This window comes from Castellaniella sp. (genome assembly GCF_036379515.1).
Classification (GTDB): domain Bacteria; phylum Pseudomonadota; class Gammaproteobacteria; order Burkholderiales; family Burkholderiaceae_B; genus Castellaniella.
The window spans coordinates 1-24,864 of sequence record NZ_DASVGN010000029.1 but is presented as its reverse complement, the minus strand read 5'-3'; the positions used below and the strand labels follow the sequence as shown (position 1 = coordinate 24,864).

Genomic DNA, 24,864 nt, shown 5'->3' with positions numbered 1-24,864 from the left:
GCGCGGCCCTCACCACCCCATACAATGGGATCATCCAAACGAAAACCCGAGTTTTCATCATGGCTGATCTCTTTGAAAACCCCATGGGCCTGGCGGGCTTCGAGTTCGTCGAATTCGCCTCACCCACCCCCGGAATCCTGGAACCACTGTTCGAAAAGCTGGGTTTCACGGAAGTGGCCCGGCACCGCTCCAAAGACGTGTCGCTCTACCGCCAAGGCGACATCAACTTCATCATCAACCGCGAGCCCAAAAGCCCGGCGGCCTACTTCGCGTCTGAACACGGGCCCGCAGCCTGCGGCATGGCCTTCAGAGTCAAAGATGCCCACCAGGCTTACGACCGAGCTCTGCAACTGGGCGCGCAACCCATCGAGATCCGCACAGGTCCGATGGAACTGCGGCTGCCGGCCATCAAGGGGATCGGGGGGGCTCCCCTCTACTTGATCGATCGCTTCGAAGACGGCAAATCCATCTACGACATCGATTTTGACTGGTTGCCCGGGGTGGCACGTCACCCCAAAGGCCATGGTTTCAAGGTCGTGGATCACCTGACCCACAACGTGTATCGCGGCCGCATGGGCTTCTGGGCCGGCTTCTACGAGAAGCTCTTCAATTTTCGCGAGATCCGGTACTTCGACATCCAGGGGGAGTACACCGGCCTCACCTCCAAGGCCATGACCGCGCCAGACGGCCTCATCCGCATCCCGCTCAACGAGGAAGCGCGCCAGGGGGGTGGCCAGATCGAAGAGTTTCTGATGCAGTTCAACGGCGAAGGCATCCAGCACATTGCACTCCTCACTGACAATTTGCCCGACGCCATCGATCAACTGCAATTCGCAGGAATTCCGCTGCTGTCCGCACCCAACGATTTTTACTATCAGAACCTTGAGAAGCGCCTGCCAGGGCACGGACAGCCCGTGGGCGAACTGCAGGCCCGCGGCATCCTGCTCGATGGCACCACCCAAGAAGGCGCCCCCCACTTATTGCTGCAGATATTCTCGGAGCCGCTGCTGGGACCAGTCTTCTTTGAATTCATCGAGCGCAAAGGAAACTACCGCGACGGATTTGGCGAAGGCAACTTCAAGGCGCTCTTCGAATCCCTGGAAAGGGACCAAATCAATCGCGGTGTCCTGAACGCGGACCCAGAATAAGGCTCGTTTACGGCCGGCGCGGGTATCCCAGTTGCGTCAGCGCCTCGACGATCTCGGGCAAAACGGAATCGTCTTCGATAGTGGCCGGGACCTTGATGTCAGTACCATCGGCCATCGTGCGAATGGTCACGCGCAACACTTTGCCCGAACGGGTCTTGGGCAGGCGCTTGACCACACGCACGCTCTTGAAGCTTGCCACCGGACCAATCTGATCGCGGATGCTGGCCACGAGTTCGTCGCAAATAGTGGATTCGGCACGCGTGACGCCCGACTTCAGCACCACAAGCCCGACGGGCACCTGCCCCTTGATCGGATCAGCAGCACCCACCACGGCCCCTTCGGCCACGTCGGGATGCGCTGCCAGCACCTGCTCCATCTGCCCGGTCGAGAGTCGATGGCCCGCCACGTTGATGATGTCGTCGATCCGCGTCATGACGGAACAATACCCGTCCGCATCTCGCAACCCCGCATCGCCCGACAGGTAGTAGCCTGGATAGCGCGTGAGGTAACTGTCTTCGAAGCGCTTCTGGTTGTTCCACAACGTATAGAACGTGCCCGGCGGCATGGGCAGCCGAATCACCAGATTGCCAATCTCACCCGCCGGCCGCGAATGGCCCGCGTCGTCGAAGAAATCAATGTCATAACCCGGCACAGGCTTGGTCGCCGAACCCGGCTTCACGGGGAGCAACTCGATTCCGGCGCAGTTGCTGATGGCTGGCCATCCCAATTCAGTCTGCCACCAGTTGTCGATCACCGGCACCCCCAGCACGCGGGTCGCGTATTCGATGTCGTCCGGCACGCTGCGCTCGCCCGCCAGAAACAGATACTTGAACCTGGAAAGGTCGTAATCCTTGGCCAGCTTACCCTGTGGGTCCTCCTTCTTGATCGCACGAAAGGCCGTGGGCGCCGTAAACAGCGCATTGACGCCATGCTCGGCACAGACCCGCCAGAACGCGCCCGCATCGGGCGTACCGACGGGCTTGCCTTCATACAAAATCGTGGTGCAGCCTTGCAACAAAGGACCGTAGACGATGTAAGAATGCCCCACGACCCAGCCCACGTCGGAAGCAGCCCAATACACGTCGCCCGGCTTCATGCCGTACACAGACCCCATGGACCACTTCAGCGCGACGGCATGCCCCCCGTTGTCGCGCACGCACCCTTTGGGGATGCCTGTGGTGCCAGAGGTATAGATAATGTAGAGCGGGTCTGTGGCCGCCAGCGCAACGCAATCGGCAGGGGCCGCCTTGGACACGGCTTCTGACCAGTCGTGATCCCGCCCTGCCACCAGCTCACAGCCCAGCTCAGGCCGCTGCAAGATCAGGCAGGGGGTACGCTCGGCACCCGCGATTTTCAAGGCTTCGTCGAGCAGCGGCTTATAAGGCACAGCCTTGCCGGGCAAGAGCCCACAAGAGGCCGACATCACAATCTTGGGTTTGGCATCGACGACCCGTTTGGCGAGTTCAGGGGCTGCAAACCCCCCAAACACGACGGAATGAACTGCGCCGATCCGTGCGCAGGCCAGCATCGCAATGGCAGCCTCGGCAATCATCGGCATGTAAATGATGACTGTATCTCCCTTGCCTACCCCCAGGTCGCGCAAGGCCCCGGCGCACAGGGCGACTTCATCGCGCAACTGCCTGAACGTGATCTTGCGAACCTTGCCGGCCAGAGGGCTGTCGTAGATCAGCGCCCATTGATCGCCCCGGCCCTCGTCCACATGGCGATCCACACAGTTGTAGCAGGTGTTGAGCTCCCCGCCCGCGAACCAACGGTAGGATGGTTTGTGCGAATCGTCGATCACCCGATCCCAGCGCTTGATCCAATGGATATCTTCAGCCGCCTGGGCCCAGAATCCTTCTGGGTCTTCTGCCGCCGCTGCATAACGCCTTGCGTATTCGCCTACGGTACTGTTCATGCTGTCTCCTCGCCTGGGGCGATTTTTATATTGAGTTCTGCGGCCGATTATAGAACCACGAACTCATCGCCCACGATGAACTTGCCGCTGAAACGCGGCGTCGTGGCGCCGTGCCCGACGGGATCAGGCAAAGCCCGCCAACCGGCGCACAACGATCCAGGACCCGGGACCGGAGGTCAGAATGATGAGAGGTAATGAAGATGTTGCAGAGGCGGAGAGCCATCTCGGCCCTCCGCCTCTGCAAGGCTCACGCCAAGGCCCGACGTCGCTCCACCGGAGCGGACAGCCGGTGCTCCAGGACGTCCTTGACCGCCTCGATGACGGAAGCCGACTCTTCGGCCAGGATGTCGATATCGCCGTGGCTCGTATGAATCAGAAATCCGTGATTCATATCAGGCAATTGCTGCGCCAGCGCGTAGCGCGTCCGTTCGGATTCAGTCATCATGGTGTGTGAGTCGTCCTTTTTTATAAGTGTTGTCCTCGCGCCAGAAGTATAAGAAAATCGAGAGCACCCAAAACTGAGCAAATCTGAGCAGAAGGTGACGCAGACGGCCTGAACACCCTCAGCCTGGGTCCGGTACGCCCGAATCTGCTTGTGATTGCAGCACGCCCATGCCACAGCCGCACGACTCGAACCTGACGAACTTTCTCCTGGACGCCGTATGCGTCGTGGACGAAAACGGCGTTTTCCTGTCCGTAACGGGCGCCTGTGAACAGATATTCGGCTACACCCCCGAGGAGCTGGTGGGGCGACAGATGCTGGATCTGGTCTACCCGCCCGACCGAAAAAAAACGCTGGGCGCTGTCTCGCAACTCATGGACGGCAACCTGCAGTACGACTTCGAAAACCGCTATGTGCGCAAGGACGGACGCGTCGTCTACCTGATGTGGTCCGCCCGCTGGTACAAAGATGAAAAAATACGGGTTGCAGTCGCCCGGGATATCACGGGCCGCAAGATCAAACGCGGAGAATCTCCCTCGGAAGCCTCCCGCTGGCGTCTGTCGGGTTCACCTCCCTGCCTGACGCCTCCCGACTCAGCCCCCATTCCGCTTTCGCGCCAGGACTACGTCGTGCTCACCACGCTGGCGTCAAAGTGCGAACCGGTGAGCCGTAAAGAAATCGTCGAAGCACTGGGGCAAGACTACCTGGGCTATGACCTTCGTCGGCTCGACACTCAGATGCGCCGCCTGCGGCGCAAGGTAGAGGGCGCCTGCGGGCTGCGTCTGCCCGTCGCGACGCTGCGCGGCATTGGCTACCGTTTTTACGAAGAAGCCGAAGTGCTGCCGTAGGCTGGCACCCATGCATGCATGAGCACCCTTCCCTCTTCCACTGAAATCCACCCGCCCCGTACAGGCGCCGCGTGATCGTATTCCCAGTCGGGCAACACGTAGCGCCACGTCATCTCTGCGCCGACCGTCTGTTCGTGGACGGCCGGTTGATGCGTGTGACCATGGATCATCAACTTGCACCGCGCGCGACGCAAAGCGTCGGACACTGCCGATGGCGTTACGTCCATCACATACAGTGGCTTGCCTCGGTGCGATTGCTTGCTGCGAGCGCGCGCCCAACGGGCGACTGCCCGGCGCCACGCAAGGGGCAGACTCAGGAAGACCTGCTGTACCCATGGTGTATGGACCAGGCGCCGGAATCGCTGATACGCCAGGTCCTGCGTGCAATACTCGTCGCCATGGGCGAGAAGGATGTCACCGGCGTCGGTCTGTACCAGCGTAGGTGATTCCAGAAATCGTGCGCCCAGTCTTTGCGCCAGGGCGTTGCCCATCAGGAAGTCACGATTGCCGCGCACCAACCACAAGGGGATAGCCCGCGCTACTGCCGACAGCTCCTGCAAGGCGTGGTCCAACCATGGCGGAGGCGTCCGCAGCGCGTGATCATCGCCAATCCAGGTGTCAAAGATGTCACCGCATAAAATCAAGGCGTCTGCATTCTGAGACGCCTGAGCCAGGAACCCGTAGAAGGCCTGTGCCGTCTTGGGCACATCGGGGCCCAAGTGGATGTCCGAGGCGATCCAGAGGACCCCCCGGAATGGGATCTTATTCAACCAGCGTAGCGCTTTCGATCACCACGTCTTCGACCGGCACGTCTTGGTGGAACCCCTTGTTGCCGGTCTTGACCTTCTTGATTTCGTCCACGACGTCAGTGCCTTCGATGACACGACCGAACACCGCATAGCCCCAGCCATTGGACGTAGGAGCCGTGAAGTTCAAGAAATCGTTGTTGGCCACGTTGATGAAGAACTGTGCCGTCGCGGAGTGCGGGTCGGCCGTGCGCGCCATGGCGAGCGTGTACTTGTCGTTCTTGAGGCCATTGTTGGCCTCGTTTTCGATCGGCGCATGGGTCTGCTTCTGCTTCATGCCGGGTTCGAAGCCGCCCCCTTGAATCATGAAGTTGTTGATCACGCGGTGAAAGATCGTCCCGTTGTAGAAACCTTCTTTCACGTAGGTGAGGAAGTTCTCCACCGTCTTGGGAGCTTTGTCGGCGTCCAGCTCGATGAGCATGTCGCCCATGCTGGTATGAAGTTTGACTTGGGGATGGGAGCTCATGGATTTGCCTTGAATAGGATTGAGTGGGGCGGCCGCCGCAGTGTGGCCCGTCAGTGCGACGACGCAGCCCAGAGTGAGGATACGCATCCAGGCCAGCAGGACGCGGGAGAAAATCGGCGTGTGGGACATGGTGGTACGTCTGCGAAAACCGTTATTGTGCCGCAGGTTGGGCGTGCGTGTCGCGTGCGGGGTGTCCGACAGGTGCTGCAGTTGCAGCAGAACCGCCAGAAGCCCGGGCCCGTGCGAAGGATTGTTGCGCCAGCGCCAGCTGGACCCGGCCAAGGTTTTCGAGAGCCGGCGCAAAGTTGGGGACCGACACCAACGCCATGTGCAGCGCGTCTTGTGCCTGTTGTAATGAACCGCGCCGCGCATATTCGATGGCGAGCGCATTCCAGGGCTCTGGAAGCTCGGGGAAGTCGGTCGTCATCTGCTGCCAGACGGCCAGCGCCTGATCGTGCTCTCCCAATGCGTCGAGTGCCCGACCGCGCTGGTATTCCAGCTGCACGTCCGTACCGATTTCACCGGACTGCTTGCGAGCGTCGGTGCGTTCCTGAATGAGCGTCAGAGCTGCTTGGGGCTTCCCGCTGTCGATGAGACCTGCAATGTGGGCCGTAACCTGAGCGGGGGTGAGCGGCAACTGGGTGTTGACCGAGGGCGTGGCCTTTTTGAGGAGATTCGCAAATGCCTGCCAGCCGCCCGGAGGCGCCAGCGGTTCTGTGAAAGTACCTGTTTTGGCGTCGTAGACCAGGCCGGTATCAGCCGCGTTGGACGCAGCCTGAGGCGACGCAGCCAGAGCCGGCGAAGCGGCCAGACACGAACACAGCGTCAGCAGAATGAACGAGAGGCGGTTCACGGCGTGCCTATGAAAGGAAGTTCTGGATTCAGCCCAGTGGCGAAGTATACTGAGCAGTCCATTTTACATCCTCGATGGTGTCTGCACGTGTGCGATGCCCCGGGGTCATTTGCACCCTTAAAAACCGCATGCTCCACGTCTACAACACTCTCACCCGCCAAAAATCTCCCCTCGAAACGGTGCGGCCGGGTGTAGTGCGCATGTATGTCTGCGGCATGACGGTGTATGACTTCTGCCACCTTGGACATGCACGCATGCTGGTGAGCTTCGACGTCGTGCAGCGCTGGCTGCGGGCGTCCGGCTACCAGGTGCAGTATGTGCGCAACATCACCGACATCGACGACAAGATCATCCGTCGTGCCGTCGAACGGGGTGTGCCGATCCGTGCGCTCACGTCGTTCTTCATCGACGCCATGCACGCCGACGAACGTGCCCTGGGGGTTCAGCCTCCGGACGCAGAGCCCCGCGCGACGGAGCACGTGGCAGGCATGCTGGACATCATTGCGGTTCTGCAATCCAAGGGCCTGGCCTATCAGGGGGATGATGGCGACGTCAATTTCTCCGTGCGCAAATTTCCGGGGTATGGCAAGTTGTCGGGCAAATCACTCGACGATCTCCGTGCGGGTGAGCGCGTAGCGGTATCGGCGGGCAAGCAAGACCCGCTCGATTTCGTGCTCTGGAAGTCCGCCAAACCCGAAGAACCCGCCGATACCCGTTGGGATTCTCCTTACGGGCCGGGACGCCCCGGCTGGCACATCGAATGCTCGGCCATGAGCCGCAACCTGTTGGGCTTGCCCCTGGACATCCATGGCGGGGGGCCTGACCTCAAGTTCCCTCACCACGAAAACGAGATCGCGCAAAGCGAGGGTGCCTTTGGCGGTACCCTGGCGACCACCTGGATGCATTGCGGCCCCATGATGGTAGACGCCGAAAAAATGTCCAAGTCGCTGGGTAATTTTCGCCGCATCCGCGATACGGTGGGAGGCAAAGCCGCCGACGACGCGCAGGCTGACTACTCGGCCAATCCGCGTGAAGCCGAGATGTTGCGATTTTTTTTGGTTCGCAGCCACTACCGCAGCGTGCAGAACTACACCCCCGACAACCTGCAGGACGCGCAGCACGCGCTCGACCGGCTCTACCAGACGCTGGCGAGCATCGCCCCTGACTCGGTCACGATCGATTGGGCGCATCCGGCTGCGCAGGCATTTCGTGCCGCCATGGACGACGACTTCAACACGGCAGGGGCCGTGGCCGTACTCTTTGATCTCGCAGGCCAGGCCAACCGCGAGTCCAGCAGCCAGGCAAGCGGCCTGCTGCGGGCCCTCGGAGGCACCTTGGGCCTGTTGCAGTCCGATCCAACGGTCTACCTGCAGTCACCGACGCGGTTCCTGGCAGGAGCCAAAGGCTGCGATGCCAGCACCCTGACGGCACAGGCCGTTGACACCCTGGTCGCCGAGCGTACCCAGGCAAAGGCGGCGCGCGACTTTGCCCGCGCCGACCAGATCCGCGATCAGCTCAAAGCACAGGGCATCGAACTTGCCGATGTTCCAGGCGGTTCCACCCAGTGGCGGCGGGTCTGATCATGGACGCACAACGCTCCGAACAAGTCCTTTTGTGCCCTGACTACTGGCAACAGGCCTGTGATTATCTCGTCCAGCGCGACCGCATCATGCGCCGGCTCATCCCGGTGTACGGACACGAGGCCATGCAGGCGCGCCACGGGCCATTTCAGACGCTCATCCGCATCATCGTCGGGCAACAGATCTCGCTCAAGCTGGGGCGCGCGCTCTGGGCCCGGCTGGTGCAGGCCTGCGGCAATGACATGCACCCTGATTGCATTGGGCAATTTTCTGAAGCCGAGCTCAGGGCCTTGGGGCTTTCGTTGCGCAAGGCACAGTACCTGCACGATGCCGTCGTGTTTTTCGGCGAGCCAGGCCGACTGGAGCCATCGTGGTGGCACAATCAGGAAAACGCGGCCATCGTGTCGCAGCTCTGTGAGATTCGTGGCGTAGGGCGCTGGACCGCTGAAATGTTCCTGATTTTCTTCCTGGGCAGGCCCGATGTCCTGCCGCTGGACGACACGACCCTGCTCAAGGCAATCTCTCACCATTATTTCAGCGGCGAGCCGGTCTCGCGATTCGAGGCGCGCGAGGTCTCTCAGGCCTGGGCTCCCTGGCGCACCGTAGCCAGCTGGTATTTGTGGCGCAGCATGGACGCTGCCGCCGTCGAATATTGAATTTTCCACCGGATACCCCGTACCCATGCGAAATACCTTTCTAGAATTCGAACAACCCTTGGCGGAACTCGATCAAAAGATCGAAGAACTGCGCTTCGTGCAAGCCGACTCGGCCGTCGACATCTCCGAAGAAGTCGGACGGCTGCAGCAAAAGAGTCAGTCGCTGGCCAAGAGCATCTACGCCAAGCTCACCCCCTGGCAGACAGCCCAGGTGGCGCGACATCCGCAGCGTCCCTATACACTGGATTACGTGCAGGCGGTGTTCAGCGATTTTCACGAACTGCATGGCGACCGCATGTATGCCGATGATCAGTCCATCATCGGAGGCCTGGCGCGCTTTAACGGGTCACCCTGCATGGTGATTGGCCACCAGAAGGGGCGCGACACCAAAGAGCGGGCGCTGCGCAACTTTGGCATGCCGCTTCCCGAGGGATATCGCAAGGCGCTGCGGCTGATGAAGCTGGCCGAGAAATTCCAGCTGCCGGTCTTCACCTTCGTCGATACCCCCGGAGCCTACCCTGGGGTCGGCGCCGAAGAACGCGGTCAATCCGAGGCCATTGGCCACAATCTGTATGCCATGGCGGGTCTACGGGTTCCCATCATCACCACCATCATCGGCGAAGGCGGATCGGGCGGGGCGCTCGCCATCGCAGTCGGCGATACGGTCATGATGCTGCAGTACTCCACCTATTCCGTCATCTCCCCAGAAGGATGCGCCTCCATCCTGTGGCGCAGTGCCGACAAGGCCGCAACGGCAGCCGAAGCGCTTGCGATCACGGCGCCACGACTGAAAGAGCTGGGCCTGGTCGATCGCGTGATCAACGAGCCAGTGGGCGGAGCCCACCGCGACCCGGGCACCATGGCCCGCCAGCTCCACAGGGCCTTGGCCGATGCGCTGCGCGAGCTTTCCGGGCTGGACGCCGACGAACTGCTGAATCGTCGCCAGGCACGCATCGCAGCGTATGGGCGATACACGGAAGCTCACTGATCTGGAGGCAAGCCCATGGGCAAGCCAGTGCGACGCGGCCCTTCTGGAAGCGGTGCGTGCCTCTCTGGCGGATGTCCCCTCCGGGTGTGCAGTCGGTGTGGGCCTGAGCGCGGGGCCTGACTCGGCCACGCTGGCTCTGCATGCCGCGTGCGTCGCGCACGAGCAAGAGCGCGCCTTGCACTGTTTCCACATCCATCATGGCCTTTGCGTCCACGCAGACGCGTGGCAAGCGCAGGCGCACGCACTCGCCAGCCTGCTTGGGGCTTCGTGCCACAGCCGCCGGGTGCACGTGGATATCGCCGGACGCGGTGTCGAGGCGGCCGCCCGCGCAGCTCGTTATGCTGCACTGGCGGACCTGGCTCGCAAAGCGGGTGTGCGCCACATCTTGCTGGCACACCACCAGAACGATCAGGCCGAAACGGTGTTGTTACGCCTGTTGCGAGGCGCCGGCCCTCTGGCACTAGCAGCCATGGAGCCTGTTGCATTCCGAGACGGCTTGCACTATCACAGACCGTGGCTGACGCAGCCCCGCGCAAAGATATTGGCTTGCGCCGAGCAGTTTTCCGAAGCAACGGGCTGGCACCCTGTGGACGATCCCAGCAATACGAGCACGCAGTATGCGCGTGGAGTGGTTCGCGCCGAGCTGGCCCCGGTACTGGATGCGCACTGGCCCGCCTGGCGGCAGACGCTCGCGCGCCACGCGCGACAGGCCGCCGAGCTATCCGCGTGGCTCAAAGAATCCGCACAACAGGACTGGGCGGATCTGGAGCCTTCTGCCGATGGCTGCGAATTCTCCCTGGCGGCCTGGCGGCGTCTCTCTGAGTCGCACCAGGCTCCCGTCCTGCGGTATTGGCTGCAATGCCAGGGCCTGCGCATGCCTTCGGAGGCGCGGTTGAGTGATTGGCTGCGCCAGCTCAGGGGCGTACATGCACTGGGACATGACCGGGACGTACGCCTGCCTCACGACGGATTCCAGATCGAGGTCCACAGGGGGCGTGTGAAGTTGATGCCGGGCCAGGCACACGGCGCGCATCAAAAAAAACACAGGTAGAATAACTAGCTTTTAGCCTTGGTGGCGTGCTCCCTTCGGGATGTCACCAGGAAATCTTCTACTCATATCGGTTTGTCATGTTGATCGTCCAGAAGTACGGTGGTACCTCGATGGGGTCCGTCGAGCGCATCCAGAATGTGGCTCGGCGCGTCGCCAAGTGGCACGCAGCGGGTCATCAGGTCGTCGTCGTCCCGTCGGCCATGTCTGGTGAAACCAATCGCCTGCTGGGCCTGGCCAAAGAACTGTCGCCACAGCCCGATCTACGCGAACTCGACATGCTGGCCGCCACAGGTGAACAGGCAAGCAGCGCCTTGTTGGCCATTGCGCTGATGCGCCAGGGCGTGGCAGCGCGCAGCTACACAGGGTGGCAGGTGCCTGTGCTGACTGACAGCGCCTACACGAAGGCACGCATCCAGTCGATCGACGACACCCGCATCCGAGCCGATCTGGACTCGGACCGCGTCGTGATCGTCACGGGCTTTCAAGGAGTGGACCCCGAGGGCCATATCACCACCTTGGGCCGGGGCGGTTCCGATACCTCGGCAGTGGCGGTCGCGGCGGCAATGAAGGCGGACGAATGCCTGATCTTCACTGACGTCGATGGTGTCTACACCACTGATCCCCGCGTTGTGCCCGAAGCACGGCGAATGAACGTGATCTCTTTCGAAGAGATGCTCGAAATGGCGTCTCTGGGCTCCAAGGTCCTGCAGATCCGTTCGGTGGAATTCGCGGGCAAGTACCAGGTACCGCTACGCGTGCTGTCGTCCCTCACCGATCCCACGATCCCGGTTGACGTGGAAATGCATTCCGGCACGCTCATCACCTTTGAGGAAGACCAGAAAATGGAAACCGCTGTTGTCTCGGGCATCGCCTTCAGCCGCGACGAGGCCAAAGTCACTCTCCGCAACGTCCCAGACACTCCGGGCGTTGCCTATTCGATCCTCGGGCCGGTCGCCGCTGCCAACATCGACGTGGACATGATCCTGCAGAACATCTCGCAGCAGGGCATGACCGACTTCTCCTTTACGGTGAATCGCAACGATTTCGTGCGCACACTGGATCTGCTCAAGAACCAGATTGGCCCCACCGTAGGGGCTGGCGACGTGGTGTCAGACGACAAAGTCGCCAAGGTTTCGATCGTCGGCATCGGGATGCGCAGCCATGTGGGCGTAGCCAGCCTGATGTTCCGTACGTTGGCTGAAGAAGGCATCAACATCCTGATGATCAGCACGTCCGAGATCAAGACTTCGGTCCTGATCAATGACAAGTACATGGAGCTTGCCGTGCGGGCCCTGCACAAGGCCTTCGAGCTCGATCAGGATTCCGTCCACCCAGAGAACTGATCCACCCCGAACCGGCGTTTCTGCCTCGCGGGACGCCGGTTTTTCTATGCTAGAATGCCCGTCTTGCTGGAGACATGGCCGAGTGGTTGAAGGTACTCCCCTGCTAAGGGAGCATGCGGCTTATACCCGCATCGAGGGTTCGAATCCCTCTGTCTCCGCCAGCAATCTGAGGAAGCCCATGAGACCCATGGGCTTTTTTTTATGGGTCGCTCCGATGGCTAACTGCCGCCACGGATTGATCCGCAGATCAATCCGGTTCGCCAGCCATACGAGGGCCCGCAGGGGCCCTCGTATGCGCAGGCTCACCCCACCTCGCCACCTGCAGGTGGCTCCGATGATTCTGGCGCAGGACAGTCCGCAGGGGACTGTCCTGTGTCCCGAATCATCCAAGTTGCTCGGCTTCGGGTTCGGCGAGTTGCTCGATCTGCACGGCGGCGATGCGGCGGCCTTCCAGGGCAGCGACGGTAAAGCGGAAGCCGCCGTACTCGTGCACGAGTTCACACTGATCGCCTACGTCGGGCAGGCGGCCGAAGCGGCTCAGCAGGTAACCGGCAATGGTGGAATATTCTTCGTGTTCGTCCACCAGGCCCTCAGTGTGCAGGATCTGCTCGAGATGATGGAGGTCGGCGGCTCCATCCACGCGCCAGCGGCCATTGCCCTGGTCGATGATGTCAGGCGCCTCGTCCTCGTCCGGGAACTCGCCTGCGATGGCCTCGAAAATGTCGATGGGCGTCACCACCCCTACGATTGAACCGAATTCGTCCGCCACCATCACCAGCAACCCGTGTGAACGCTTGAGCGTTTCCATCAGGGGAAGAATCTGGATCGTTTCATGCACGATGATGGGCTCACGCAGACGCGTCTCGCGAATGCTGCCATGCTCGATCAGATCCAACAGCAATTCTTTGGCGCGGCCGACGCCCACGACCTCGTCCAAGCGACCTCGGCACACAGGAAAGAAGCTGTGGGGCTCACGAATGATCTGCGCACGCAATTCATCGGGCGGTGATTCAAGATTGATCCAGGACACGTCCGTACGCGGGGTCATGACCGAATGCACGTTGCGGTCGCTGAGAGTGAGTACTCCACTGACCATGTTGCGCTCTTCGTCGCCAAAAGCCTCCGGACGGAGGGTTTGGGTCTCGCCTTCAGGTTCGGGCCCCATCAGCGGCTTGCGCCCCAGCATGAGCAATACCGCTTCGGCCGTGCGCTCACGCAATGGTCTGCGCATTTCTGCCCGGCGCACATTGCGCTTGGCCCACTGATTCAAGGCTTCGATCAACACCGAGAAGCCAATGGCTGCGTACAGGTATCCCTTGGGCACCGGGAAGCTGAAGCCCTCGGCCAAGAGAGAAAAGCCGATCGTGAGCAGGAACCCCAGGCAGAGGATGACCACCGTCTGGTGCGCGTTCACGAATGTGGTCAGAGGCTTGGATGCCACCAGCATGATGGCCATCGCAATCGTCACCGCAGCCATCATGATGGCCAGGTGATCCACCATCCCGACTGCGGTGATGACGGAGTCGATGGAGAACACGGCATCCAGAATGACGATCTGGGTGACGATGACCCAGAATCCAGCGTGCAGGCGTGACCCCGTGGCATGCTGCGTGCGTCCCTCGAGCCTGTCATGCAGCTCGAAGGTGCCCTTGAACAGCAGGAAGAACCCGCCTCCGATCAGGATCAGGTCCCGGCCCGAGAATGCGAATGGACCCAGGTCCAGCAAAGGGGCCGTGAACTTGACCAGATGCGACATGATGGTGAGCAACAGCAGCCGCATGAGCAGCGCCAGGCTCAGGCCCACCACCCGAGCGTGGTCACGCTCTTTGGGGGGGAGCTTGTCGACCAGAATGGCGACGAAAACCAGATTGTCGATGCCGAGAACGATCTCGAGGACAATCAGGGTGAATAAACCCACCCAGGCTGCCGGATCCAGCAACCACTCCATAGATCGACCCCGTCAGTTCTGCAGGCGGGACAGCATCTGGGCAAAAAGCTTGGGACCCGCTGCCAGCACGTTGCCAGAATCCATCCAGCCTTGCTCACCGTGGAAATCGGCCACCAGGCCACCCGCCTCGAGCGCCAGAAGTCCCCCTGCGGCCATATCCCAGGGCTTGAGGCCCACGCCGCAAAAGCCATCGAGCCGGCCGCAAGCCACCCAGGCCAGATCGAGCACCGTAGAACCCGTGCGACGCGCAGCCGCGCAATCGGCCATCAAGGGGACGAACGGCGAGGTGACGGGCAACGCTGTCGATTGAGGAATGTGGGACGCGAGCAGTGAATCGGTGTAGCGCGTGGCTGAAGACACCCGCACCCGTCGATCGTTCAGAAACGCCCCACTGCCACGGCTTGCCGTGAACATCTCGTTGCGGGTGGGATCGTAGACGACCGCGTGCGCAGCCAGTCCCTTGTGCATGAGGGCGATCGAGACTGCGTAGTGTGCAAACCCATGAATGAAATTCGTGGTGCCATCCAGGGGATCGATCACCCACTGGAACTCGGGTTCAGGATGTGCGCCCCCTGCTTCGTGCGCGCCGGATTCTTCGCCCAGAAAGCCGTGTTCCGGATAGGCTGTGCGTAAAATGTCGATGATGGCTTCTTCTGCAGCGCGGTCGACTTCCGTCACATAGTCTTTGGGGCCTTTTCGGGCGACGTTCAGGCGCTCGAGGTCCAGACTGGCACGGTTGATGATGGCGCCAGCGCGGCGCGCCGCCTTGATGGCGGTGTTAAGCATCGGATGCATAAATTTCCAAAGATCACGGGTAATCAACTCGGTATTTTAAATGACTCTGTCCCATTCCTCAGAATCCGCCTCAAACAGCACAGATCCCTTCGCGCGGGTGCGCTTCATCATGGTCAGCCCAAGCCACCCGGGCAACGTGGGTTCTGCGGCGCGGGCCATCAAGACTATGGGATTTGGCTCCTTGCACCTGGTGGCTCCGCACGACCCGGACGTACTCCAGAACCCCGACGCCCATGCCTTGGCCAGCGGCGCGGGCGATGTCCTGGAACAAGCCCATATCCATGCGAGCCTCGCCGAAGCCCTGGGGTCGGTGACCCTGGCGTTCGCGCTCACGGCGCGCGCACGCGCCATCGGCCCACCTCCCTGCGACATTCGCGAAGCCGCCGTCCAGTCGGCGACCCACCTGATCGACCAACCTCGGGGCGAAATCGCCATGGTTCTGGGCACCGAACGCTCGGGACTTTCCAACGAAGACATCACGCTGTGCCAGCAGGTCTGCCACATCCCGGCCAATCCCGTTTATAGTTCGCTGAACGTGTCACAGGCCCTGCAACTGGCCGCCTGGGAAATGCGCTATGCATTGCTGCCCCTGACGGGAGAAGCCCGGATGCCTGATACCCACGCGCTGCACCATGATCCTGGCACCGATCCTGCCAACGGCGAGCGCGTGCAGGCCATGCTGGATCACCTCGAAGACGCATTGGTCGCCATTGGCTTTCTGGACCCGCTGCATCCCAAAAAGCTTGTCCCCCGCATGCGCCAGATGTGGATTCGCAACCGTCTGAGCGTCGACGAAGTCGACATGATGCGGGGGGTGTGCACCGCCATGATCCATGCGGCCAAAGGCCGTACCCTCCACAACGAGTAAAGCAAGCGCCATTCATGTTCAAGCAACTTCGAGAAGACATCGCCTGCATCCTGGAGCGCGACCCAGCAGCGCGCAGCCGCATCGAAATCCTCACCTGTTACCCGGGACTGCACGCCATCATCATCCATCGCATGGCGCATGCCCTATGGGTCCAAGGTTGGCACTGGGCGGGGCGATTCACGTCGCACATCGGACGCCTGCTCACCGGCATCGAAATCCACCCGGGCGCGCACATCGGGCGGCGGGTGTTCATCGACCACGGCTTTGGCGTGGTGATTGGCGAAACCGCCGAAGTGGGCAACGATTGCACCATCTACCAGGGTGTCACTCTGGGCGGGACCAAGCTCTACAAGGGAACCAAGCGCCACCCCACGCTGGAAGAAGGCGTCGTAGTGGGGGCCGGGGCACAGATCCTGGGTGGCTTCACCGTGGGAGCCCACGCTCGCGTGGGATCAAACGCGGTGGTCATCAAACCCGTGCCCGCCGGGGCGACAGCCGTCGGGAACCCGGCTCGCGTCATTTTGCACCACGAAGATCGCGCCGCCCCAGCCACCGAACACGCACCGGCGGCCAAGACAGACGAAACAGCCAACACACCACAACCTGCCTGGCAACCCGGAGGCCCAGGGCCCCTATGCGGTCCTGACGCCACAACGTCATCGTGGTCCGCCCAACCGCTCAAAGACCTGCTGCAAAGCGGTCGGAATACCGCCAGCGCTTCGGACGAAACCGGGGCACCGAATGAAGAATTTGCCCCTTACGGGGTGGGCCGCGGTGACGACGACCCCCTGGTGAAGGCCTTGCACGAACTGATCAACCACACCGCCGAGCAAGACGACCAGATCCATCGCCTGTGTCAGGCCATGGAAGAACTGGGCCAGCGCATTGAAAACGGCCGGCAGCCACTCGATGCCGACCGGCTGAACCGGATGGTGGAATAAGGCACCTGAAAAACAGACAGCTCGGTGAGCGGCCCTTCAGGCACCATCCTTTCAGGCAGACTCTTTGGCTGCAGGGGCTGCAGCCGCTCCCACAGTGCGCACCTCGCGCAACGGGATCGGAGACCGTAGTCCGGCTGCGCGCAATACCTGCGGCGCACGGCGGCGAAGGTCGAAATACACCGTCCAATAATCAGCTGACATCGTCCACAGACGAATGTTCACCATGACCGTGCTGTCCCGGTATTCCATGACCATGGCCTGAGGCGCGGGGTCGGCCAGCACCTGCTCATGATGGTCGATGAGATTCTGCAAGGCTGACAGGGCGGATTCCAGATCATCGTCGTAATGCACGCCCAGCAGCATATCCAGCCGACGCGTCTTGTTGCGGCTGTAATTGATCACAGGGCTGCCCCACACCAGCGTATTAGGCAGCAAGAGGTGGATGCCGTTGCTCTGGATGAACCGCGTCATGAACAGGCCGATTTCATCGACCGTCCCTTCGCCCTTGTCACCCACCGCCACGTACTCGCCTGCCCGGACCGGCCGCAATACGAGCAGCATGATGCCGGCTGCGAAGTTCTGCAAGGTCCCTTGCAAGGCCAGGCCAATGGCCAAAGCAGAGGCCCCCAACATGGCAACCAGACTGGCGGTCTGCACGCCCAACCGAGCCAGGACAGCCAGCAACACCACGATGCGCACAGCCCAGATCGTGACGCTGCGTACGATGGGCACAATGGTCGGATCAATCCGTGACGAATGCCGCGTCAGACGGCGCACCCAACTGCCCAGCACATCCGACACGACCCACCCGATGATCAGGATGGCCAGCGTCACCATCAGATTGACGGCCATGCCACTCATGTCGGGCAAGGAGGCCCAAAAGGCGTGTATTTGATCCATGAGATTACTCACGAGAATTGACGTGCGACAGATTCTACCGCCGGCTTCACCTTATCCCATCGAACTGTGGAAAACCCCATGGACAAGTATTTGATTAGGCCGATTTCCACTTTTCATTCAGAGACTTACTCAAGGTGAAGACAAAATGATCAAGGGTTCCCATCGGCTGGAGCACTGATCCGTCGGCCACGTTATCCACCCTGCCTGTGGACAAACCCATGGACAAACTGAGCACTGTCGCCGATTGTGCTTGCACGACAAACAGTTAGACAGGGTGGGCAATCAACGTCCAAGTCCGCCACCCACTCCTTGAGGGCGAATGCGGATCGCACTGCATATCGCGTGCGCCACGCTCTTTTCGGAAAAAATCCAATAACTTGATTTGTACTAAGAATGATTCGCGTTTAAACTTTGGCTCCCGTCAACCTATAACCACGAAATCATGCGGATACTCGCCCACTCTCCTGGCTCACTTGCAGCCGCAGTCGCCACGAGCTGCATTGCAATGACTCCCCTGCACGCCCAGGCTCAGAATGTCACGCAGGCCTCTTCGACGAGTGAGTCGACCACCCCCGCAGCCAGCACAACACCCAAAGACAATTCGGACGCAGTCCAGCAGCTCGGTACGGTCACCGTCGTGGGAACCGTCAACGATCTGTCGGGACTCAACTTCCTCGCTCCGAATTCCAGCACCACGATCAGCGACCAGGACATCGAGGCAATGGGTGCGACGAAACTCGATCAGGCGCTGCAATACCAAGCGGGGGTTCTGAGCGAGCCATTCGGACCGGACAACAAGGTGGACTGGTTCAAGATCCGCGGCTTCGACGCGTCAGTCTCGATCGACGGCACGCCCACGACTCCCAACGGATACTTTGTCTGGAAGCCGGAAGCATTCGGGCTCGAGTCCGTCGAGGTCCTGAAAGGGCCGAACTCCCTGGTGTTTGGCGCCTCTCAGGCGGGCGGCGGAGTGAATCTGGTGACCAAACGTCCCCACAAAGACCGGTCCCTGCAAATGAATGCCGACGTCGGCAGCCGCAATCGTACGGGCTTGAGTCTTGACTACAACGACATTGCCAACGAAGAAGGCAATGTGTATTACCGGATCGTGGCCCAGGCACGTCGCGAAGACGGCATGCAGGACAGTACCTACACGAAGAACTACTACTTCGCACCCAGCGTCACCTTCGACTTCACGGACCGAGCCTCACTGACCCTGCTCACCAGCATTCAGCGTGACGAGGGGCGCCCCACCAACGGTTTCCTGCCGGCCTACGGTACCCTGCTCGGCACGCGCTACGGCACGATAGACCCTCACCTCAATGCAGGCGAACCCGGGTTCGACTACCTCGGACGCACGCAGACGACTGCCGGGTGGCTCTTTACCTACAAGCTCACTCCGGACTGGACCTACACGCAGAATTACAAGTATTCGCACCTGGCCCTCGATCAGCAAAACGTATTCGCCTACGGCTCTGATGGAAACCGCGAGCTGCTGCGGGGCTACACCTACACACAAGGCGCGACCAACAACAACTACATCGACAACCGCATCACGGGCAACATCCGCCTGGGACAACACGTCAGGATCCTGCCCACGGTCGGCATGGACTATTTGAAATCACGGACATCCGGCCAGAACAACGGCTTCGGCGCTGCGCCAAACCTCGACATGTTCTCGCCCATCTACGGCGTCCCCTTCCCGGTGACGTCAACGCCCTACGACCTGAGCTCCCGACAACTTGGGTTATATGCGTCCACCCAGGTGAAAGTCGGCTCGCACTGGAACTTCAACGCAGGCATCCGCAACGACCACGCGAGCAATGACGGGGCGATCAACAGGGCGGATGCCGGCTACGACGTGAGCCACAACAGCCTCAATCTCGGGGCCATGTACATCAGTGATTACGGCGCTTCGCCCTACATCAGCTACTCCGAGTCCTTCCAGCCCATTGCAGGGGTCGACGCCGCCGGAAATACCTACAAACCCTATGAGGGCAAGCAGACAGAATTCGGCATCAAGTTCGATCCGGACTGGCTCAACGGCACCGTCACGATCGCGCACTTCCAGGTCGAAGAGAAAAACGCCCTGATCTCCAACGCATCCAATATCCAGACGCAAAGCGGACATCGGGCGAACCAAGGGATAGAACTGCAAGGAGACTTCAGGCTTTGGGCTGGAGCCAAGATGAAGGCGACCTACACGTACAACCATTCGCGCCAGGACATCTCGGACAACCGGACCATCCGCACCCCGCTCATCCCCCGAAACCAGGCCAGCCTGCTCGTGTCCCAGCGACTCAAAGTGCCTCACGGCAAAGGGCTGACCGTTTCTGCCGGCGTACGCTACAACGGCTCGACAGAAGATCAACAGTACGCTCCTGGCGACATCATCCCAAGCTACACCCTGCTGGATCTCATGGCCCGCTACGAGATCGACCGCAACTGGGCCGTGCAGGTGAACGCTCGCAACGTGACGAACAGGACCTATGTGAGTGCCTGCGACTTTTACTGCTACTACGGCAGCGGCAGGACTCTCGACATGCAGCTCCAGTACCAATGGCACTGACGCTCGCAGTCGACGAAGCCGGCACTGTGAACGACGCCGGCGGCGCCTCCGTCGCGTGGACCATGCGGGGGGGTTTCACGATCGCATTTCTCGGCATCGGTGCAGGCCTGCAGCTTGGGGACATGGGGCTGCAGGCGGTCGTGCTGTCCGCCATCCAAAAGAGCTTCGGGGTCGGAGACGCCGCGCTCGGAGCACTGCAAGGCCTGGCTGGAGTCCTGATCGGGAGCGCGCTGGCCATCCCGCTTGCCCGCTATGCCGACCGGTTTTCACGCAAACGCGTCCTGCTGTGCCTGATCGCCGCCTCGTCGCTCATGATGGCACTGAGCGCCTTTGCCCCGAATTTCCCCCTCTTTTTCCTGGGCCGTTCTGCGGCCGGAATCACAGAGTTCGCGATGGTTCCGCTGGTGTACTCCATGATTCCGGATCTGGCCTCGGAACGGTATCGAGTTGCGGCGAACTTGAGCTTTGCGGCCCTGATGGCAGCCGGAGCAAGCAGTGGCTTCTACTTCAGTGGTGCCATCCTGTCCGCCGCAAACCTGCTGTTCGCATGGGGTACGGAAGCATGGCGTGCAGGCTTCCTGCTGCTTGCACTGGCTGGCATTCCACTCCTTGCGCTAGGCGCTTTCACGGCGGACCCCGTCCGGCACGTCGGCGCGGCAACAGCCAATGCAGACACCTCCCTGGGCCCGTTTCTTGCCCATCATTGGCGCACCATCAGCCTGTTTGCCGGAGCCGCAGGGTTCCTGCTGACGTCAGTACAGGCCACCAGTCAATTGATCACGCTGGCCCTGGAGCGGCAGTTTCATGCCGGCGCAAGCGAGATCGGCCCCGCCATGGGCATCATCGTCCTCATCTCGAGCGTAGGCTGTCTGCCAGTCGCAGGGCTGCTGGATCACTGGCTGACTCCGCGCGTGGGACGGGCTGCAAGGCCCCTGATCATGGCAGTCGCCGTGCTGGCATCGATCCCGGTACTCCTGTCGCTTCTTTCGGTTCGGGCACTCAATCAGGCCTTCGTTGTGGCAGGGATCTTCTTGTTCACGACCTGCACGGCCAACGCTCTTGTCCCTACCCTGCTCCAGGACCTGACGACGACCCGGGTACGCGCCCGCTGCTTCGCCCTCTGGAGCTTCGTCGTCTCGTTATTCAGTGCCTCCGGCCCGTTGGTGGCCGGAATGGTGTCGGACTGGCTTCTCGATGGCCACCTGCTGAAGGCCATCACGACCGTCGCAGCCTCCGGGCTCGTGATTTCAGCACTCTGTGCCACAGGCTCATGCGCGCTGGCACTCAGGACCAGAGGACACATCGATCGACAGTAGGCGGCGAGCCCCCTAAGGCAGGTGCGTTCAGCCAGGAACGGACACACCCACACACCGGCAGGCGAAGGCCCACAACAAGGCCGCCTGGGCGAATTCACCGCCGCGGTCATCCGTCCTCTGATGGCCACTATCCAGGTCCAGCAACAGGACCGACGGCTGTGCAGCCGTGCTGCGGTGACGAATATTCGCGAGCAGCTTGGCGGGCTCCCAATAGGGGACGCGATCATCTTTCAGACCCGCCGTGCACAGGATCGGCGGGTACGCAGCCCGAGCCACATTCTCGTACGGCGAAATCGCGGCCATGGCATCGTAGTCCTGGGGGTCTGAAAGCGGGTCCCCCCAATCAGGACGAAATAGCGGCACCAGAGGGTGGTTCACATCGCTCATCGTATTGAGCATATCGACGAAAGGCACCTGCGCAATGACGCCCGCCCAAAGCTCGGGCTCGAGATTCATGGCCCCACACACCAGCAATCCCCCTGCCGAAATCCCGTGCGCAACGATTTTCCCGGGCGCCGCGTAGCCGATCCGCAGAAGGTGGCGGGCACAGGCAACGAAGTCTGTCATCGAGTTGCGCTTTTGATGGCGGCAGCCATCCTGATACCAGCGCCTGCCCTTTTCAGACCCACCTCGAACATGCGCGATGGCATAGCAAAACCCCGCGTCGACCAATGCCGTCACCGGCAACGAGAAGCGCGGTTCGGTTGCAATGCCGTATGCTCCATAGCCGGTCAGCAGCACGGGCCGGGGCCCTTGCGCATCCGCGCGTGAGAGCACCGTGATGGGCACTTTTTCCCCGTCTGACGCCTGTGCATGGATGCGTTCGACCCGATAACGGGCCGAATCGAAGCCTGCAAATTTTGACTGCCAGACCCTTCGATGCTGCCCGCTGGCAAGGTCAACATCCACCCAGCACGGCGGATTGGCCGGCGTCTGATGCACAATGCGCACCTGTTCTGCCTGGTAGGGCTGCAAGGGCGGGAGTTCCAGGCAGTATGCCGGATCATCAAAAACCAGCACCGACTCCCGTCGATCGGCATGGACCAGCACCAGGCGCGGCTGGCCGCCGACACGCTCCAGACGCACCAACGCCCTGGCAAACGCCCATAGGCCCATGATGAAGCAACCGGGCCGATGGGCCACGAGCTCTTCGCAGATGGAAAACGTATCTGATTCCAGGCGAACCACTTTGCCGTCCATGGACTCGCCAGAGTGCACGAGCATCCACAAAGCCCGATTCCACTCGACCACGCGATACAGGACCCCAGGCTCTCGCTTCCGGACCAGGATCGGGGCTTGCGTTTCGGCCCCTGCTGCAATCAGGCGGACCTCACTGACACCGGAACCCGACAGGGTCAACACCACATAGCCTCCTGCCGCGGTCCGCTCGAGGCTCATGAAGATTGCGGGGTCCTGCTCTTCGTACACAAGCATCGATTCGCCCCCTTCAGCCGGGACCCGATATACGCGAGTCGGGCGGCTATGCTCATCGCGCCATATCCAGAAAAGCTGAGTCGACGAGGGTGCAAACGCAAAAGCACCATAGCCGAAGGCATCGGCGGCAACCACCGTGCGCACGAGCCCCGTGTCCATGTCCAGCACGCAAATGCGATGGCGGTCGTTGCCGATCACGTCTTCCGCCCAGGCAAAATAGCGATCGTCCGGACTCGCCTGATGGCCCGTAGCCCGATAGTACGGGCAGCCCTCCGCCCGAGCTGCCTCGTCGACGAGCACCTGCCGATCTCCGTCGGACCTGCTACGGTAAAAGACACGGCGCGCGAGACCTGCCGAGAGACTTGAACCGTAGTGCCAGCCTTGAGTCGCCGGCCTGTCCGGCTCGCTGGCGACCAATGCCTTCTCAGACATGTTTCTCCGAAACCGTTCTGCCACTGGTCCAAGAGGCTGCAGCAGTTTCTGTGCGTACTGCATTTCAGCCTCAAGGTGTTCCCGCAGCAGTACCGGAAGACCTCCAAGCGTCCGGGTTCCGGATTGCGGGATGAATTTCATCCAGGCATAGGGGTCAGTACGCTCTCGGCCCAACTGCCGGATTGTGATATTCAGTCTTGGCGCCACGGGAGGGCGCACGTCAGGCCATCGGGACTTGCTCTTGGACGAAGTCATACAGGATGAGACAGCTCAGGGGTGAGAGGCCACGGAAAGGCCACGAATAATGCAAACGAGAATAAATCTTATTTGCACAATGATAGCCTACCGAGGTATTCAGGAGGGCAGGTCATGCTCGTTTTATCCACATGGGGGCATTACCAGCGTCATGTCTGATCTTCTGAGCTGCCTGTGCGGCAGCGAACGACCGGTAGCTGTGCCTCCTGCATTCCTTTCATTTCTGAGCTGCCTGTGCGGCAGCGAACCCGATGGCGACCCGTGTAGCCGCTGTCATCTTTTTCTGAGCTGCCTGTGCGGCAGCGAACACAGTGGCGGCGGCGCGTGTGGTGCATGCGGATTTCTGAGCTGCCTGTGCGGCAGCGAACATTACAGCAGCGCGTCTCGCAAGTTGTGGCACTTTCTGAGCTGCCTGTGCGGCAGCGAACTTCCAGTAGGCAAATGGCTCACCTACTGTGGATTTCTGAGCTGCCTGTGCGGCAGCGAACGTGATTGACGTCACAATCACCTCGATCTCGACTTTCTGAGCTGCCTGTGCGGCAGCGAACATGCGACCAGGCACAGAGGTTTCCTTGTCGTATTTCTGAGCTGCCTGTGCGGCAGCGAACGTCAATGCAGAATTGCATAATTATTTGCATAGTTTCTGAGCTGCCTGTGCGGCAGCGAACAAAAGCCGCTCTAGGCGGCTGTGGGCGATGGATTTCTGAGCTGCCTGTGCGGCAGCGAACCATGAAATTGGTGGGCACTCGGCAGTCAGGAATTTCTGAGCTGCCTGTGCGGCAGCGAACAGTTCCGAGCCCTGCAGGTAGGTCCTAGTAACTTTCTGAGCTGCCTGTGCGGCAGCGAACGGCACAGCAGCGCATCGGCCAGCGACGTCTATTTTCTGAGCTGCCTGTGCGGCAGCGAACATATTTTTTTACCCGCATCCGGTCTTTCCGAATTTTCTGAGCTGCCTGTGCGGCAGCGAACAACGTCCTGGGGCTGGACCTCGGGACGCACACTTTCTGAGCTGCCTGTGCGGCAGCGAACGTTGGCCCGCAAATGCTCACGGTGCTGCCTGCTTTCTGAGCTGCCTGTGCGGCAGCGAACGGTGCTTTTAGTCTTCGTAGTCATTTTTTCCGTTTCTGAGCTGCCTGTGCGGCAGCGAACCCCCCAGATCGACCAGCCTCTCGCGGATGAGTTTTCTGAGCTGCCTGTGCGGCAGCGAACTGTTCCTGCATCACCTGGGCGCCGTATGCGAATTTCTGAGCTGCCTGTGCGGCAGCGAACAGAAAAGCCATGCGTGAAGCCACGATGAAGAATTTCTG

The 24,864-nt window shown here is 61.0% G+C and carries 20 protein-coding genes, 1 tRNA gene and 1 CRISPR repeat array; of the genes, 12 read left to right on the top strand and 9 right to left on the bottom strand.

Annotated features, from left to right (window positions below; genetic code table 11):
- The first annotated feature begins 59 nt into the window (after nt 1-59).
- Nucleotides 60-1,148 carry a 4-hydroxyphenylpyruvate dioxygenase gene (hppD, locus tag VF285_RS09840; protein ID WP_346952446.1) on the top strand — a complete coding sequence of 363 codons (1,089 nt, stop codon included), beginning with the start codon at nt 60-62 and terminating at the stop codon, nt 1,146-1,148.
- Nucleotides 1,149-1,155: 7 nt separating this feature from the next.
- Here the strand turns inward: hppD and VF285_RS09835 are convergent, their stop codons facing one another.
- Nucleotides 1,156-3,066, bottom strand: a complete 1,911-nt coding sequence (locus VF285_RS09835; RefSeq protein ID WP_346952445.1) for an AMP-binding protein — start codon at nt 3,064-3,066, stop codon at nt 1,156-1,158.
- A gap of 247 nt (nt 3,067-3,313) precedes the next feature.
- Entirely contained in the window at nt 3,314-3,511 is a 198-nt protein-coding gene (locus VF285_RS09830) for a hypothetical protein (RefSeq protein WP_346952444.1), read from the bottom strand.
- 167 nt (nt 3,512-3,678) lie between these two features.
- Between VF285_RS09830 and VF285_RS09825 the strand changes: the two genes are divergently transcribed.
- The gene (locus VF285_RS09825; protein WP_346952443.1) at nt 3,679-4,356 is read left to right on the top strand and encodes a PAS domain S-box protein; all 678 of its coding nucleotides are present in this window, start codon (nt 3,679-3,681) and stop codon (nt 4,354-4,356) included.
- On the opposite strand, the gene VF285_RS09820 is transcribed toward VF285_RS09825, so the two are convergent.
- The 3 genes from VF285_RS09820 to VF285_RS09810 form a co-directional block, all read right to left on the bottom strand.
- Nucleotides 4,329-5,126 (bottom strand): UDP-2,3-diacylglucosamine diphosphatase, encoded by a 798-nt coding sequence (locus tag VF285_RS09820; RefSeq protein WP_346952442.1) that lies wholly within the window; start codon nt 5,124-5,126, stop codon nt 4,329-4,331. The genes VF285_RS09825 and VF285_RS09820 overlap by 28 nt on opposite strands.
- Nucleotides 5,119-5,628 carry a peptidylprolyl isomerase gene (locus VF285_RS09815; protein ID WP_346952488.1) on the bottom strand — a complete coding sequence of 170 codons (510 nt, stop codon included), beginning with the start codon at nt 5,626-5,628 and terminating at the stop codon, nt 5,119-5,121. The genes VF285_RS09820 and VF285_RS09815 overlap by 8 nt, the downstream gene beginning before the upstream one ends.
- A 151-nt stretch (nt 5,629-5,779) precedes the next feature.
- Entirely contained in the window at nt 5,780-6,481 is a 702-nt protein-coding gene (locus VF285_RS09810) for a hypothetical protein (protein ID WP_346952441.1), read from the bottom strand.
- A 128-nt stretch (nt 6,482-6,609) separates the two neighbouring features.
- Here VF285_RS09810 and cysS point away from each other — a divergent pair, with 128 nt between their 5' ends.
- The 6 genes from cysS to VF285_RS09780 all read left to right on the top strand — a co-directional run bounded on the left by cysS (nt 6,610) and on the right by VF285_RS09780 (nt 12,260).
- Complete coding sequence (gene cysS / locus VF285_RS09805; protein ID WP_346952440.1) at nt 6,610-8,061, top strand: cysteine--tRNA ligase; 1,452 nt, start codon at nt 6,610-6,612, stop codon at nt 8,059-8,061.
- A gap of 2 nt (nt 8,062-8,063) precedes the next feature.
- Nucleotides 8,064-8,717 carry a DNA-3-methyladenine glycosylase 2 family protein gene (locus tag VF285_RS09800; protein WP_346952439.1) on the top strand — a complete coding sequence of 218 codons (654 nt, stop codon included), beginning with the start codon at nt 8,064-8,066 and terminating at the stop codon, nt 8,715-8,717.
- A 25-nt stretch (nt 8,718-8,742) separates the two neighbouring features.
- Nucleotides 8,743-9,705, top strand: a complete 963-nt coding sequence (locus VF285_RS09795; RefSeq protein WP_346952438.1) for an acetyl-CoA carboxylase carboxyltransferase subunit alpha — start codon at nt 8,743-8,745, stop codon at nt 9,703-9,705.
- A complete protein-coding gene (gene tilS, locus VF285_RS09790; RefSeq protein ID WP_346952437.1) occupies nt 9,680-10,756 on the top strand; it encodes a tRNA lysidine(34) synthetase TilS in 1,077 nt (358 codons plus the stop codon). The genes VF285_RS09795 and tilS overlap by 26 nt, the downstream gene beginning before the upstream one ends.
- 77 nt (nt 10,757-10,833) lie before the next feature.
- On the top strand, nt 10,834-12,099 hold the full coding sequence (locus VF285_RS09785) for an aspartate kinase (RefSeq protein WP_346952436.1): 1,266 nt from the start codon (nt 10,834-10,836) through the stop codon (nt 12,097-12,099).
- Between the two features lie 68 nt (nt 12,100-12,167).
- Nucleotides 12,168-12,260: transfer RNA gene (locus VF285_RS09780), tRNA-Ser, on the top strand.
- A 221-nt stretch (nt 12,261-12,481) separates the two neighbouring features.
- Here the strand turns inward: VF285_RS09780 and VF285_RS09775 are convergent.
- Entirely contained in the window at nt 12,482-14,047 is a 1,566-nt protein-coding gene (locus VF285_RS09775) for a TerC family protein (protein ID WP_346952435.1), read from the bottom strand.
- A gap of 12 nt (nt 14,048-14,059) precedes the next feature.
- Nucleotides 14,060-14,842 (bottom strand): inositol monophosphatase family protein, encoded by a 783-nt coding sequence (locus VF285_RS09770; RefSeq protein WP_346952434.1) that lies wholly within the window; start codon nt 14,840-14,842, stop codon nt 14,060-14,062.
- A gap of 40 nt (nt 14,843-14,882) precedes the next feature.
- Here VF285_RS09770 and VF285_RS09765 point away from each other — a divergent pair, with 40 nt between their 5' ends.
- Together VF285_RS09765 and cysE are read left to right on the top strand one after the other, a co-directional pair.
- Nucleotides 14,883-15,710 (top strand): RNA methyltransferase, encoded by an 828-nt coding sequence (locus VF285_RS09765; RefSeq protein ID WP_346952433.1) that lies wholly within the window; start codon nt 14,883-14,885, stop codon nt 15,708-15,710.
- Between the two features lie 14 nt (nt 15,711-15,724).
- Complete coding sequence (gene cysE / locus VF285_RS09760; RefSeq protein ID WP_346952432.1) at nt 15,725-16,651, top strand: serine O-acetyltransferase; 927 nt, start codon at nt 15,725-15,727, stop codon at nt 16,649-16,651.
- 51 nt (nt 16,652-16,702) lie between these two features.
- Here the strand turns inward: cysE and VF285_RS09755 are convergent, their stop codons facing one another.
- Nucleotides 16,703-17,551, bottom strand: a complete 849-nt coding sequence (locus VF285_RS09755; RefSeq protein WP_346952431.1) for a mechanosensitive ion channel family protein — start codon at nt 17,549-17,551, stop codon at nt 16,703-16,705.
- A 505-nt stretch (nt 17,552-18,056) separates the two neighbouring features.
- Between VF285_RS09755 and VF285_RS09750 the strand changes: the two genes are divergently transcribed.
- Both VF285_RS09750 and VF285_RS09745 read left to right on the top strand, forming a co-directional pair.
- Nucleotides 18,057-20,120: a TonB-dependent siderophore receptor gene (locus VF285_RS09750; RefSeq protein ID WP_346952430.1), complete on the top strand. Its 2,064-nt coding sequence runs from the start codon at nt 18,057-18,059 to the stop codon at nt 20,118-20,120.
- The gene (locus tag VF285_RS09745) at nt 20,111-21,436 is read left to right on the top strand and encodes an MFS transporter (RefSeq protein ID WP_346952429.1); all 1,326 of its coding nucleotides are present in this window, start codon (nt 20,111-20,113) and stop codon (nt 21,434-21,436) included. Before VF285_RS09750 ends, VF285_RS09745 begins: the two co-directional genes overlap by 10 nt.
- Before the next feature lie 27 nt (nt 21,437-21,463).
- On the opposite strand, the gene VF285_RS09740 is transcribed toward VF285_RS09745, so the two are convergent.
- Nucleotides 21,464-23,557, bottom strand: a complete 2,094-nt coding sequence (locus tag VF285_RS09740) for a prolyl oligopeptidase family serine peptidase (protein WP_346952428.1) — start codon at nt 23,555-23,557, stop codon at nt 21,464-21,466.
- A gap of 160 nt (nt 23,558-23,717) precedes the next feature.
- Nucleotides 23,718-24,826: direct repeats of the CRISPR family, unit length 28 nt; unit sequence TTTCTGAGCTGCCTGTGCGGCAGCGAAC.
- Between the last annotated feature and the right edge of the window lie 38 nt (nt 24,827-24,864).